9 protein-coding genes and 4 tRNA genes are annotated in these 13,044 nt (G+C 72.9%); 6 read left to right on the top strand and 7 right to left on the bottom strand.

Features of this window, described 5'->3' with window-relative positions:
* Positions 1-994, bottom strand: a 994-nt coding sequence (locus ON36_RS16565; protein WP_043653896.1) for a hypothetical protein, incomplete at its 3' end; no start/stop codon positions are given.
* 383 nt (positions 995-1,377) lie between these two features.
* Between ON36_RS16565 and ON36_RS16560 the strand changes: the two genes are divergently transcribed.
* Positions 1,378-2,331 (top strand): hypothetical protein, encoded by a 954-nt coding sequence (locus ON36_RS16560; protein ID WP_245558107.1) that lies wholly within the window; start codon positions 1,378-1,380, stop codon positions 2,329-2,331.
* On the opposite strand, the gene ON36_RS16555 is transcribed toward ON36_RS16560, so the two are convergent.
* The 5 genes from ON36_RS16555 to ON36_RS16535 all read right to left on the bottom strand — a co-directional run bounded on the left by ON36_RS16555 (position 2,297) and on the right by ON36_RS16535 (position 5,023).
* Positions 2,297-3,496, bottom strand: a complete 1,200-nt coding sequence (locus ON36_RS16555) for a hypothetical protein (protein ID WP_052314053.1) — start codon at positions 3,494-3,496, stop codon at positions 2,297-2,299. The genes ON36_RS16560 and ON36_RS16555 overlap by 35 nt on opposite strands.
* A 68-nt stretch (positions 3,497-3,564) precedes the next feature.
* Positions 3,565-4,638: a phospho-N-acetylmuramoyl-pentapeptide-transferase gene (gene mraY, locus ON36_RS16550; RefSeq protein ID WP_043653899.1), complete on the bottom strand. Its 1,074-nt coding sequence runs from the start codon at positions 4,636-4,638 to the stop codon at positions 3,565-3,567.
* A 125-nt stretch (positions 4,639-4,763) separates the two neighbouring features.
* Positions 4,764-4,838: transfer RNA gene (locus tag ON36_RS16545), tRNA-Val, on the bottom strand.
* 1 nt (position 4,839) lies between these two features.
* Positions 4,840-4,910, bottom strand: a tRNA-Cys gene (locus ON36_RS16540).
* A gap of 40 nt (positions 4,911-4,950) precedes the next feature.
* A tRNA-Gly gene (locus tag ON36_RS16535) sits at positions 4,951-5,023 on the bottom strand.
* Between the two features lie 467 nt (positions 5,024-5,490).
* Between ON36_RS16535 and ON36_RS16530 the strand changes: the two genes are divergently transcribed.
* A tRNA-Val gene (locus ON36_RS16530) sits at positions 5,491-5,565 on the top strand.
* A gap of 58 nt (positions 5,566-5,623) precedes the next feature.
* Here ON36_RS16530 and ON36_RS16525 read toward each other — a convergent pair.
* Positions 5,624-7,054 carry a hypothetical protein gene (locus ON36_RS16525; protein ID WP_043653893.1) on the bottom strand — a complete coding sequence of 477 codons (1,431 nt, stop codon included), beginning with the start codon at positions 7,052-7,054 and terminating at the stop codon, positions 5,624-5,626.
* Positions 7,055-7,364: 310 nt separating this feature from the next.
* On the opposite strand from ON36_RS16525, the gene ON36_RS16520 reads away from it, so the two are divergent.
* The 4 genes from ON36_RS16520 to ON36_RS16505 form a co-directional block, all read left to right on the top strand.
* Entirely contained in the window at positions 7,365-9,599 is a 2,235-nt protein-coding gene (locus ON36_RS16520) for a SulP family inorganic anion transporter (protein WP_043653888.1), read from the top strand.
* A 162-nt stretch (positions 9,600-9,761) separates the two neighbouring features.
* Positions 9,762-11,969, top strand: coding sequence for a SulP family inorganic anion transporter (locus tag ON36_RS16515; protein ID WP_043653885.1), 2,208 nt, complete (start codon positions 9,762-9,764; stop codon positions 11,967-11,969).
* Positions 11,970-12,056: 87 nt separating this feature from the next.
* Positions 12,057-12,500 (top strand): TIGR02611 family protein, encoded by a 444-nt coding sequence (locus tag ON36_RS16510; RefSeq protein WP_043653882.1) that lies wholly within the window; start codon positions 12,057-12,059, stop codon positions 12,498-12,500.
* Positions 12,473-13,044, top strand: a 572-nt coding sequence (locus ON36_RS16505; protein ID WP_157224892.1) for a hypothetical protein, incomplete at its 3' end; no start/stop codon positions are given. The genes ON36_RS16510 and ON36_RS16505, both read left to right, overlap by 28 nt.

Raw genomic sequence — 13,044 nt, 5'->3', positions numbered from 1 at the left:
ACGCCGACGGATCGCTCCCCGCGCTCCGGCCGGGTGCGGCCGCACCGGCCGCCTCCGCGGCGTCGCCGGTGGTCGTGCCGAGGTTCGCGCCCACACCGCGGACGGGCTGATCCGTCGCGGGGTCGGTCGGGGTGGCGCGGCGCGGGTGGGGCGCGCGAGGCTGGTCGGCGGCGGGCGCCTCGGGTGCGCGGGGGGAGTCGAGGCGGGTGCCGTCGGGGCGGAGGCCCGCGGCTTCGGCGAGGCGGGAGACGGTGGCCTCGGGAGTGGACAGGCGGGGTGCGCGGCCGTTGAGCGGGCGGGCGGGGGTGGCGCGGTCGTCGTCGGCGGGTGAGGGTGTGGCGCCCGGTGCGGGTAGGCGGGGCGGGCGGCCGTTGCGCGGGGGAACGGAATCCGCGGGGCCGGGGCGGGATTCGTCGTCGACGGGGGCGAGCAGGCCTAGGTTCTCGGCCGTCAGGGCGGGCGGCGGAAGGGTGATGGTCTGGTGGATGCCCTTGTCCCGGAAGGTGATCTGGGTGGTGACCGGGCTGCCGTTGCGGGCCGCCCGTGCCACGCCGTTGAGGGCGGCGGAGACCTCGCTGGCGCCGTCGGCGACCGCGCGGCCGAGCTCGGTCGACCTGTCGTCACCGGCGTGCCGGGCGGAGCGGGCGGGGGATTGGCGGCGTTCCAGCGGGGGCCGTCCGGCGGCGGCGGGGTCGGTGTCGGGGGCCCGGCGGCGGCCCGGACCGGCGGGTGGGTCCGGTTCGCCGGGGTCGGGGCCGTCGAGCTTGTCGAGCCGCTCGCTGAGGCGGGAAAGGTCTTGCGCGGCACGGAAGGCCCAGGACTCGAGGCGGTCGATGCGCTGACCGTCGGGGGCGCCGTCGGGGGCGGGGAAGAAGACCGGACTCTCCTGCACCCGGGCCGCGACCAGGTCGAGCTTGTCGCCGACCTCGCGTAGTGTGGCGGCGATTCCCGCCAGCAGTGCCCCGATCGATTCGCCGTGCTCGGCGTGGTCCATGCCTACCCTACTTCCGTTTCCCCCGGAGCACGCCCCGGTCGCCGCACCGAATCATATCCGCGTGAGCCCTCGGGGGAAGGGTCTCGCGCCGGGGCGACCCGGGCGCACCCGCCGCCGTGCATCCTGCGGAATCCGGCAATCCGGACGGGCAACCTTGTCGGTCACGTATCGAAATGATCAAGATCTGTTCGGCCCGGCGGGACGTAGGCACAATGAAAAGAGTTGATATGCAACCGAACCCAAATTTGTGGTGCTGATCACGAGTCGATGACGCCGCGGATCGTCCGGTTGCAGGGGCTGGCGGCGCGCACCCCGCTGAGACACTCTGTTTCTGAGCGGTAGGTGCGAGGAGCCGGCGCCGGATCCCGGCAAGGGAGTGTGGTGTGAGGACGAAGCGGCGGGCAGAGACCCAGGTGGTGTGCGGACGGCGCGCGCTGCTGGACGAACTCGGCATCTCCGAGGGCGCGCGCCGCGCCGCGGGCGAACGCGCCGGTTATGCCTGCCGCTGCCCCGATTGCGCTGCCTCGCAATGGAATGCGCAGCGGCTCGAGCACTGGATCTGCGGCAGGCTGACCGCCGCAGGGGCCGAGGAGGCCGAGGTCGACGTCACCGTCGCCGGCGTCCCGGTCGACATCTTCTGGCGCCGCGGCGACCGCCGCTGCGTCGTGGAGGTGCACAGCGGGCCGGTCGACATCACCGCCGCCCGCGAGCATCGGGAGCGACTGCGCGCGGCCGGGGTCGACGAGGTGCTGTGGGTGTGTCCGCAGGGATACTGGGTGCCGCTGCTGCCCGCGGTCGGGATCGCCGATTTCGCCCCGCCCGCCTGTGACTACGTCGTCGAGCAGGGGCTGCTGACGACGGGCCCGTCGGGATTCGCCGTCCCGTCGCGGGCGCCGCGGGAACTGCGGGACGTGCTGGAAGGCTGGGTGACGGGCGATATCGCCTGGGGTCACGCCGATCTGTCGAGTGGAGGGTGGGCGCCGGTGAGCGACTGGGAGCGGCACACGGCCGCACAGGCCGCGCTGATCGAGAATCAGCGCCGGGAACTTCGTGATCAGCGGGTGCAGCTGGCGGTGTCGCGGCAGGCGACCCGGGAGAAGCAGAAACTGGTCGGCCGCCTGCACCACCGGCTCGACCGGGCGAGCGCGGTCGCCGACGCGGAGGCGATCACCCTGGCCGGTCTCCGCTCCCAGCTCGCCGAGCAGCAGCGTGTCGCCCTCGGCCTGCGCGCCACCATCGGGCGCATGGACCGCACGATCAATCAGTGGCAGTGGCTGACCTGCTGCGCGCTGCTGCTGTTGCTCACCCTGCTGGCGGGGATGATGGTGGTGCGCTGAGGCGCATCGGCGCCCGTTCCCACACCCAGTCGTGCCGCAGGGCCAGCCCGGCCAGGTCCAGCAGGTCCAGGTCGGCGCCGCGCAGGAGCCGATCGATCCCGGCCCGGTCCAGCGGGGCCTCCGCCAGCAGGTCGGCGACGCGGTCGGCGACGGCCCCGTGCGGCGCCCGCGCCGCGAGGGCGCGGGGATCGAGGTCGCTGCCGGTCCAGCACAGGTAGCTCCAGCCGAGTTCGTGGGCGCGTTCGCGCCCGAGCAGGTAGGCGCGGCGGGTGGGGGAGAAGCCGAGCCTGCCCAGCGGCAGGACGTCGATGAGCACCGTGCCGCCGCCGGCGAGGCGGGCGGCGACGGCCGGATAGTGCACGCGGTCGGTGCCGTCCTCGGTGTGCGTCAGGGCGAGGGGTTCCTCGCGGAAGGTGTCGACCAGCGGGCTCGCGGCGAGCAGCCGGAGCAGCCTGGCCTGCAGGGCCGAGTCGTAGGCGACCTCCCGGCCGACCTTGGCGAGGTAGAACCGGCCGCGCCCGTCGTCGTCGGCGTCGGCCACCCGCGCGGACTCGGAAGGCAGCGGCGCGGGCGCGCCCGGGGCCGCCGACCGCTCGGCGCGCGCGAGCAGGGCGGCGAGCTCGGCGCCGCTCTCGCCCGGATCGGCCAGCTTGGCCAGCACGATGGCGGTCTTCTTCTGCCAGCCCAGGATCCGCTGCATGACGTAGCCGGCGACCCGTTTCGCGTCGCCCGGCTCGTGTCCGGCCAGCCGCAGCTTCAGATACGACCACTCCATGGCGGCCAGATCGGTGTCGCCGGCGTAGGTTTCGGCGAGCAGGGCCCGCACCAGCGCGTGGTCGCCCGTGCCCGGCGGGTAGCGCCGGGCGAACTCGGCGATCGCGGCGTGCCCGGTGCGGCCGGCCTCGCGCACGATCCGCCCCACCGCCTTGGCGTAGAGCTGGCGTGCCCGGTCGCGGGCCAGGTCGTCGCGCAGGGCGAGCAGGGTGAGGGTCTCGGGTCGGCGGCCGCCGAGGCCGAGCCTGCCCGCGACGATGCGGGCGTCGCGGGCGCTGCGCTCGGCGTAGGCGGCGACGAGGTCGGCGACGAGGTCGTCGAGCCGTTCCAGCTCCCACGAGGCCTCGGACACGACCGGGCCCTCGGCGATGTCGGCGTGTGCAGGGGCCACCGGGCGTCCCTTCGGCTGTGTCGGATCGGGTGTGCGTCAGCGTAATCGCCGCCACCGACACCGCCGGGTCACAGCGCCGCGAGGTACTCGCTGTAGAACAGGCACAGCCCGGTGGCCGCCGCGATGCCCGCCAGCACCCAGAACCGGATGATCACCGTGGTCTCCGGCCAGTTGGCCAGCTCGAAATGGTGATGGATCGGCGCCATGCGGAACAGCCGCGAGTGCGTCGTGCGGAACACCACGATCTGCAGCAGCACGGACAGGATCTCGGCGACGAACAGCGCCCCCAGCACGACGGCCAGCAGTTCGGTGCGGGTCGTGATCGACAGCCCGGCCAGCAGGCCGCCGAGGCCGAGCGAACCGGTGTCGCCCATGAAGATCTTGGCGGGCGCGGCGTTCCACCACAGGAACCCGATGCAGGCGCCGCCGCCCGCCGCGCACACCAGCGCCAGGTCCAGCGGGTCGCGCACGTTGTAGCAGCCGCGGCCGGGGATCATCTCGCACGAATTGTCGTACTGCCACAGCGTGATCAGCACGTAGGCGCCCAGCGTCAGGCTCATCGATCCGGCCGCGAGGCCGTCGAGCCCGTCGGTGATGTTGACCGCGTTGGACCAGGCGACGACGAGCAGGCAGACGAAGGCGACGAAGATCAGCGAGCTGAAGACGATGGTGGTGTCGTCGCGCATGAACGACAGGTTCCGGCTGCCCGGGGTCAGTCCGGTCGCGCCGGGGAACCGCAGCGCCAGCACCGCGAACACCACCGCCGCGCTGATCTGGCCGAGGTACTTGCCCGCGGCGGTGAGGCCGAGGTTGCGGTGCTTGCGCAGCTTGATGGAGTCGTCGAGGAAGCCGACCAGGCCGAGCGCCGAGGCGAGGGCGAGCACGAGGAGCCCGGACACGCTGGGGCCCGGGGTGTCCCAGGACAGGCCGATCAGGTGGGAGCCGAGGTAGCCGCCCCACACGCCCGCGCCGATGGCCAGGCCGCCCATGGTCGGGGTGCCCCGCTTGGACTGATGACTGGCGGGACCGTCGACGCGGATCTCCTGACCGAAGCCGCGGCGGGCGAAGATCCGGATGAGGATGGGTGTCAAGGTGATCGTCAGTATCAGCGCGATGCCTGCGGCCAGCAGGATCTGCCTCATCATGCCCCCAGGGGTTCGTGTGCCGGTGGCGATCTTAGGCGTACGAAGCACCCGTGGGGGAAGTCGCCGGAACCCGGTGCGGCCGGGAAACACGGAAAGCCCCCTTCGAAAAGGGGGCCTTCCGGTGGTGCGCGATACTGGGATTGAACCAGTGACCTCTTCCGTGTCAGGGAAGCGCTCTCCCGCTGAGCTAATCGCGCGAGGTGGAGACGGGAATCGAACCCGTGTGCACGGCTTTGCAGGCCGTTGCCTCACCACTCGGCCACTCCACCGCGCAAAGGAGGATTGGCAAAATGCCTAACCTACCTCTCGAGCGGATGACGGGATTCGAACCCGCGACCCTCACCTTGGCAAGGTGATGCGCTACCAGCTGCGCTACATCCGCATTTGCATCTCCGGGGAGCCGCTCGGCCTGGGCGGCTGAGCTGCTCTCCGTGGTGCGAGAAGAACATTAGCCGACGTTGCGCGTCACTAACAAATCGGCTGGTCATCGCGGGTAAATGTGAATTACGGGCGTGTTGTTCGGCCGCGAACGCGGGGTGGACGAGGGCGGCGTCCCGGCCGGCGATCGGCGCCCGCCCCAGGGAAGCTGCCGCGACGGGTAGGTGTCGAGATGGCGATATGCGCATCGAACGTGAGCGCGCGATCCGGGCCTCCCCGGCGTCCGGCGCGTGCGGCGAGGCGGCCGCGAGGTGTCCACGTCACCGTGACGGCCGCCGGGGCCGGGGACGGGGAGAAGGGTCCGGGCCGCCGAATGAGGCGCTCACGAGGCGATTTGGTGTCTCCCGGGTCGCTCGTGCTAATGTTCCATCTCGTTCGAGAGGCCGCTTCGGCGCCCCTCGCAACCTTCCCGGTCCTATAGCTCAGCGGGAGAGCGTCCGCCTCACACGCGGAAGGTCGCTGGTTCGAAACCAGCTAGGACCACCACGAACGGGCCCGTTACCGATACCGGTAGCGGGCCCGTTTCTCGTTCTCCCCGCCCGCGTCAGCGCGGCGTGATGCGGAACAGGCCGCTCATCGTCCCCTGGTAGAGCGTCCGGTCCGGGGTGATGGTGCCGACCATCTGCAACGTGTTGTGCACGGCGGTCGCGCCGATCACCCGCTCGGACTCGAGACGGCCGGTGGCGGCGTCGAGGATCGCGTACCGGAAGGTGTCGGTGGCCCCGACACTGCCCGTCGGGATGACGGTGTGCCGGGTGACGGTGTAGATCCGGCCGTCGGCCACCGAGAGCCGCGGGACCGCCGCCGAGGCGACGTCGCTGGTCCACACCGTCCGGCACCCGTCCGCCCCGACGTCGATCCGGACCATGCCGCCGGAGAACGGCGCGGAGGCGGGCTGGCTCGGTCCCGCGTTCTCGGGGACCGCCGGATACGGGTAGCCGTAGGTGCTCGCGACGAACAGGCTGGCGCCGACCCCGATCGGGGAGTTCTCGGTCCCGTCGACCGCGGGGACGGCGCAGATCCGGTCGCCCGTCGCCGTGTCGAAGACCAGCAGGTTCTCCCGGGGGACCGCGTTGTCGGTGATGGCCAGGTACTCGGTGCCGCTGCCGGGCCCGAAGAAGGTGGGCGTGGCGCCGGTGCCCCACGACAGCTGCCCCGGCTTGCGTGCCGGACCGCGGTCGTAGGCCTGGCGCCAGACGACGCGCGGTGCACCCGCGCCGTCGACGTCGAGCAGGTAGAGCGCGTGGGTCGTCGCGACCGCGACGCCCTGCGGCGCGCTGGAGATGCTGTTGGCGACCTGTTCGCCGGGCCCGAGCACGATCGAGCGGACCGCGCCGGTGGCCGGGTCGGCGAAGCCGGCGGCGGCGCCGTCGGTGGCGAACCACACCCGGCCCGCGAAGTCGGGCATGACCGAGCTGACGGCGTCGCAGTCCCCGCCGCCGCAGTGGCCGGTGACGGCCCCGGCCAGGTCGGTGGCCGAGTCGACGTAGACCTGCCAGCCGTCGCCGGCGCGGCGGTGCCCGATCCGCAGCAGCGCGCCGCCGCCGTCGACGGTGACCATCCGGTCGTGGCTGTCGAGGTAGGCGTACACGCCGCCGAGCAGGCTGCCCGCGGTGAGGTCGAGCGACGCGAGGGGGCGCCCGTCGGCCGGGTCGAGCAGGAAGACGACGGGCGCGCGGCCGACGATCCGGGTGCACAGGGCCTGGGGCATGCCGTCGGCGCCCTGGAGAATCGTCGGGCACGCCGCGGCGAGCTCGTGGAAGTCGCTGCCGACGTCGGGGCCGGGACCCGCGTAGGGGGTCGTGTCGGAGGAGGCGGCGTCGCCGTGCATGGTGGCCGTGCCCGGCGGCCCCAGATGGGGATTCGCCGGTGGCAGCGGGCCGAACGCGGCCGCGGCGGTGCCGGTGGCGACGGTGAGCAGTGTGGTCACGGTGAACGCCGCGAGGGCGGCGGCGCGACTCGTTCTCTCGAACACGGGCGACTCCCAGAACGAATATTCGTATTCAGTGCCTCGACAATGCGCATGGAGGGTAGGAGGGCGCGAGGGCGGGCCCGGCGGAATGCCCTCCGTGTGAGGCATATCACAGCTTCATACCGGTGCGGTGCCAACCTGTGCCGAACCCTTTTCTGGACCTTGGTGAGTTCTTTACTATTGACCCCGGCCTGCGTGCGATCGGCTCTCCGAGACGCGATCCGCAGCCGCCGCGTTCCGCCGCTCGCTCTCGATGCCAGTACATGTTCGCCCGATGCACCGGCGCGCCCCCGCGCCCCGGCGAAGGAGAAATATGTCGACCGACACCGATCCCGCGTACCGAATCACGTTCTCGCACACCGGATTCACCGAACGCCTCGCCGCGATGGGGCGGCACGACCTGCCCGCCTCTCTCGTCGTCTTCCTCGTCGCCCTCCCGCTGTCGCTCGGCGTGGCCCTCGCCTCGGGTGCCCCCGTCGCGGCGGGCCTGATCGCCGCCGCCGTCGGCGGGATCGTCGCCGGGCTGTGCGGCGGCTCGGCCATCCAGGTCAGCGGGCCGACCGCGAGCCTCACCGTCGTCGTGGCCGGCGCGGTGCACCAATTCGGTTGGGCCGCGACCTGTTTCCTCACCGTCGGCGCCGGGGTCCTGCAGATCCTCTTCGGGGTCAGCCGGATCGCGCGCGGCGCCCTGGCCATCGCGCCGGTCGTCGTGCACGGCCTGCTGGCCGGGATCGGCGTCATCATCGCGCTGCAGCAGGTCCACGTCCTGCTCGGCGGCGCCACGGTCGGTTCGCCGATCGACAGCGTGCTGCAGCTGCCCGCGGGCCTGCGCTCGGTCCACCACGGCGACCTGTTCATCGGGTTGCTCGTCATCGCCCTGCTGGTGGCCTGGAAGTTCGTGCCGCGCAGGGTGCGGTCGGTGCCGGGTCCGCTGGTCGCGGTGCTGGCGGCCACCCTGGTCGCGATGGTGCTGCCGACCCCGGTCGACCACGTCGTGCTCGACGGGTCGCCGCTGGACGCGATCGCGCTGCCCGCCCTGCCCACCGCGGGCTGGCTCGCGGCGATCGCGACCATGGTGACCATCGCGCTCATCGCCAGCGTGGAGACGCTGCTGTCGGCGATGGCCGTGGACAAGCTGCGGCCCGAGCGGCCCCGCACCGACCTCGACCGCGAGCTGATCGGCCAGGGCGCGGCCAACATGACCTCCGGCATGCTGGGCGGTCTGCCGATCGCCGCGGTCATCGTGCGCAGCATCACCAACGCGAACGCGGGCGCGCGCACCCGCGGCGCGACGGTGCTGCACGGGATCTGGATCCTGGTGTTCGCGGTCGCGCTGGCCGGGCTGGTGCACCGGATCCCGACCGCCGCGCTGGCGGGCCTGCTCATCCTGATCGGCGTGCAGCTGATCAAGCTCGCCCACATCCGGCTGGCCCGGCGCACCGGCGACCTCTACGTCTACCTGGTGACGGTGGCCGGTGTGGTGCTGCTCAACCTGCTGCAGGGCCTGCTGCTCGGCCTGGCCGCCGCGGTCGTGCTGCTGGTGTGGCGGGTCGCGCAGGTGCGGGTCGTCGCCGAGCCCGCGGCCGAACCGGGCCGCTGGATCGTGCGCATCGACGGCAGCTGCAGCTTCCTCGCGCTGCCGCGCATCACGGGTGCCCTGGCCGCCGTGCCCGCCGACGCCGACGTCACCGTGGCGCTGACCGCGGACTTCCTCGATCACGCCGTCGCCGAGCACCTCACCGAATGGGCGCGGCAGCGTCGCGGCGCCGGGCGCGTGGTGGAATTCGCCGAGCTCGGCACCGCCCGCCTGGCCGGGACCGGGGCGCGGCCGCCCGAGCGCGGCACCGCGGGCGCGGTCCTGGACGACGCGCTCGGGCCGTGGCGGCGCACGGGCCGCTCCGTGGACGCCATCGCCGCCGGGATCAGCGCCTATCACCGCGGCCACGCCCACCTCATGCGCTCGCACCTGGATCAGCTGCGGCACCGGCCCGACGCCGCGACCTTCTTCCTGACCTGCGCCGACGCCCGCATCGTGCCCAACGTGATCACCAGCAGCGGGCCCGGCGACCTGTTCACCGTGCGCAACATCGGCAACCTGGTGCCCGTCGGCGGCAGCGACGTCTCGGTGGAGGCCGCGCTGATCTACGCCCTGGACAAGCTCGACGTCCGCTCGGTGGTGGTCTGCGGGCACTCCGGCTGCGGGGCGATGGAGGCGCTGTACAAGCAGGTCCGGGTCGGCCCCGGCCTGGGGGACTGGCTCGCCCACGCCCGGCCGACCCTCGACGCCTACCGGGCCGGGCATCCGGTGGGCGAGGCGGCGGCCGCGGCCGGGTTCGGGCCGGTCGACCAGCTCGGGCTGGTCAACGTCGCGCGTCAGCTCGAGACCCTGGCCGCCTACCCGGCGGTGCGCGAGGCGATCGAGGGGCGCGGGGTGGCGGTCTCGGGTCTGTTCTTCGACCTCGCGACCGCGCGGGTGATCGAGGTCCGGCCCGACGGCATCGCCGAATTCGACGATGCCCGTGGGCATGTCGCGCCGGAGCCGGTGTGAGGGATCCGGTGTGTGCCACGACACAGCGGGCCCCGCGTTATGGCGGGCCCCACTTTTCGTGCGGCACACTGGGTTTGCCAAACCTTTACCTTTAGCATCGGTTGGCATTACCCGCCTGGCCCATCGGTGTGCCGGGTCCCACAGCTCGGCGTAGGAGAATCAATGTCTCTCGATAACGATCACGCTCCACCCGCCGCCGCCGCGGCTGCCGGGTCATCGTCGTGGCGCAAAAGCGTACTGCGACATGATCTTCCGGCGTCCATCGTAGTGTTCCTCGTCGCGTTGCCGCTCTCGCTCGGCATCGCGGTCGCCTCCGGCGCCCCCGTCGCGGCGGGCCTCGTCGCCGCCGTGATCGGCGGCATCGTCGTCGGCCTCATGGGCGGCTCGGTGCTCCAGGTCAGCGGCCCCGCGGCCGGCCTCACCGTCGTCGTCGCCGAATCGATCGACCGGTTCGGCTGGCGCGTCACCTGTTTCATCGTCGTCGGCGCCGGGCTGCTGCAGATCGTGTTCGGCCTGAGCCGGATCGCGCGCGCCGCGCTGGCGGTCGCCCCGGTCGTCGTGCACGCCATGCTCGCCGGCATCGGCATCACCATCGCGCTGCAGCAGGTCCACGTGCTGCTCGGCGGTTCCTCGCACAGCAGCGCCTTGGCCAACATCACCCAGCTGCCGTCCCAGCTGATGTCGCTGCACGGCGGCGACGTGCTGGTCGGCGGCGTCGTCATCGCCATCATGCTGGGGTGGAAGTACGTGCCCGCCCGGATCCGCGTGGTGCCAGGGCCGCTCGTCGCCGTCGTCGCGGGCACCCTCGTCTCGTTCGTGCTGCCCGGCGGGGTCGAGCGCATCGTGCTGTCGGGCTCGCTGCTGGACGCCCTGTCGCTGCCGCAGCTGCCCGAGGGCGGCACCTGGTCCGCGGTCGCCCTCACCATCCTGACCATCGCGCTGATCGCCAGCGTCGAGAGCCTGCTCTCGGCCGTGGCCATCGACAAGATGCACACCGGCCCGCGCGCCGACTTCGACCGCGAACTGCTCGCCCAGGGCACCGCCAACGTGGTGTCGGGCCTGGCGGGCGGCCTGCCGGTCACCGGCGTGATCGTGCGCAGTGCCACCAACGTCCAGGCGGGCGCGCGCTCGCGCGCCTCGGCGGTGCTGCACGGCGTGTGGATCCTGCTGTTCGCGGTCGCGCTGGCCGGGCTCGTGCAGCAGATCCCCAAGGCCGCGCTGGCCGGCCTGCTCATCGTCATCGGCATCCAGCTGGTCAAGCTCGCCCACATCCGGCTGGCGCGACGCACGGGTGACCTGCTGGTCTACCTGGTCACCGTGCTCGGCGTGGTGTTCCTCAACCTGCTCGAGGGCGTCGCCCTCGGCCTCGGCCTCGCCTTCGCGCTGCTGCTGTGGCGGGTCGTGCGCGTGCAGATCTCGGCGGTCGAGGTCGCCGGGCGCTGGCTGGTGTCGATCGACGGCTCCTGCACCTTCCTCGCGCTGCCGAAACTGTCGGCCGAGCTGTCCAAGGTGCCCGACGGCGCCGAGGTCACCGTCGAGATGACCGTCGATTTCCTCGATCACGCCGCGTTCGAGGCCATCGAGAGCTGGCAGCACCAGGTGGAGAGCAACGGCGGCCGCGTCGACTTCGTCGAGATCGGCAGCGCCCGCATGGCCGACGCCGGGGCGGCCCCGCCCGCGCGCGGCTTCGGCCGGGCGGTCTGGGACGAGATCCTCGGCCCCTGGCGCGGCGACGGGTCCGGGCGCGACCCGGTGGCCGAGGGCGTGGCGGCGTTCCACCGCACGCACGCGCACGTGGTGCGCCCGCACCTGGACGAGCTGCGCGACCGGCAGGACCCGGACTCGTTCTTCCTCACCTGCGCCGATTCGCGCATCGTGCCGAACGTCATCACCAACAGCGGCCCCGGCGACCTGTTCACCGTGCGCAACGTCGGCAACCTGGTGCCCGAGTCCGGCGACGCGTCGGTGGAGGCCGCGCTGGTCTTCGCCCTGGACACCCTGGGGGTCCGGTCCATCGTGGTGTGCGGGCATTCCTCCTGCGGGGCGATGAAGGCGGTGTACGGCGGCGACGACCCCGGTCCCGCGCTGGCGCCGTGGCTGGCGCACGCCGAGCCGAGCCTGGAGCGCTTCCGGGCCGGGCACCCGGTCGCCGCGGCCGCCGCGGCGGCGGGCTACGACGAGGTCGACCAGCTGAGCATGGTCAACGTCGCCGTGCAGCTCGAGGTGCTGCACCGGCATCCGGCGGTGCGCCGGGCGGTCGCCGAGCGCGGGGTCGCGGTCTCGGGGCTGTTCTTCGACATCGCCGGCGCGCGGGTCGTGGAGGTCACCGTCGACGGTCTGCGCCACATCGGCGAACCCGCCGGCGTCTGAGCCGACCCGGACGGCCGCACCGGTCCGCGATACCGGTGCGGCCGTTCGCCGTCGCCGACCCCGCGATCGGCTCGTAATCTGGGACCCATGACGATCGAGCAGTCCGCCGAGGAACAGACCGCACGCGGCGGGTGGAAGGCGCGCGGGCGCGCCTTCCGCGGACACGTCCGCAAGCGGCCTACGCTCAACCTCGCCTACCGCGTCGGCATCGCCGTCGTGGGCGGTCTCGTGCTGCTGCTCGGTATCGTCACGATTCCCTATCCCGGCCCCGGCTGGGCGCTGGTGTTCGCCGGTTTCGGCATCCTGGCCACCGAATTCCGCTGGGCCAGGCACGCCCTGCACTGGATCAGGGGCAAGTACCAGGCGGTCATGAACTGGTACACCTCGCGCGGCTGGCCGCTGAAGATCCTCGGCGCGGTGCTCACCGTCGCGATCGTCGTGGCGACGCTGTGGCTGCTCGGCACGTTCTCCATGGCCGGAAGCTGGATCGGAGTCGATGAACCGTGGTTGAAGAGTCCACTGCTGTCCTGAGTCCCGCCGCCGTGTCGGTGGTGCCCGGCCGCACGCTGGCCGATCCCGACTGGCTGCGCGCGCGCATCGCCGAGATGGGCAGGTCCTGGGGCACCACCGCGCCCCGGGTCAGCGGCACGCTGTGGTGGTGCATGATCGCCTCGGCCCTGGTGGAACCGCACGTCGCCGCGCACGTCCGGGGGCTGCCGTCGCCCTGCTCCGCGCTGGACCGGATCGCGGGCGAGGTGCGGCCGGACGGCGGTGTCGACCGCGTCGAGGCCGCCGCGGGTCCGCCGTGCGCGGCGGGTCACGGCCCCGCCCCTGCCGGAGCGGACCCGCACGCGGACCGGCCCGCGCCCGCCGACCCGGCGGCTCCCGGCCCGGCGTCCCCGGACGCCGTCGCCGCGGCGGAGCTGCGGGAGACCCTCGCCGCGCTGATCGCCCAGGTCGCGCTGGTCTCCGGTGCCGGCGTGCCCGCGCTGTGGGCCGTGGTGACCGACGCGCTGGCCAACCGCGCCCTCGACGCCGGGGTCCCCGCCCTCGCGCCCGAGCTGCGCGCGGCGAT

It is taken from the genome of Nocardia thailandica NBRC 100428 (assembly GCF_000308795.1).
Taxonomy (GTDB): Bacteria; Actinomycetota; Actinomycetes; order Mycobacteriales; family Mycobacteriaceae; genus Nocardia; species Nocardia thailandica.
The sequence above is the reverse complement of the archived record's forward strand: the minus strand, read 5'-3'. Positions and strand labels throughout refer to the sequence as shown.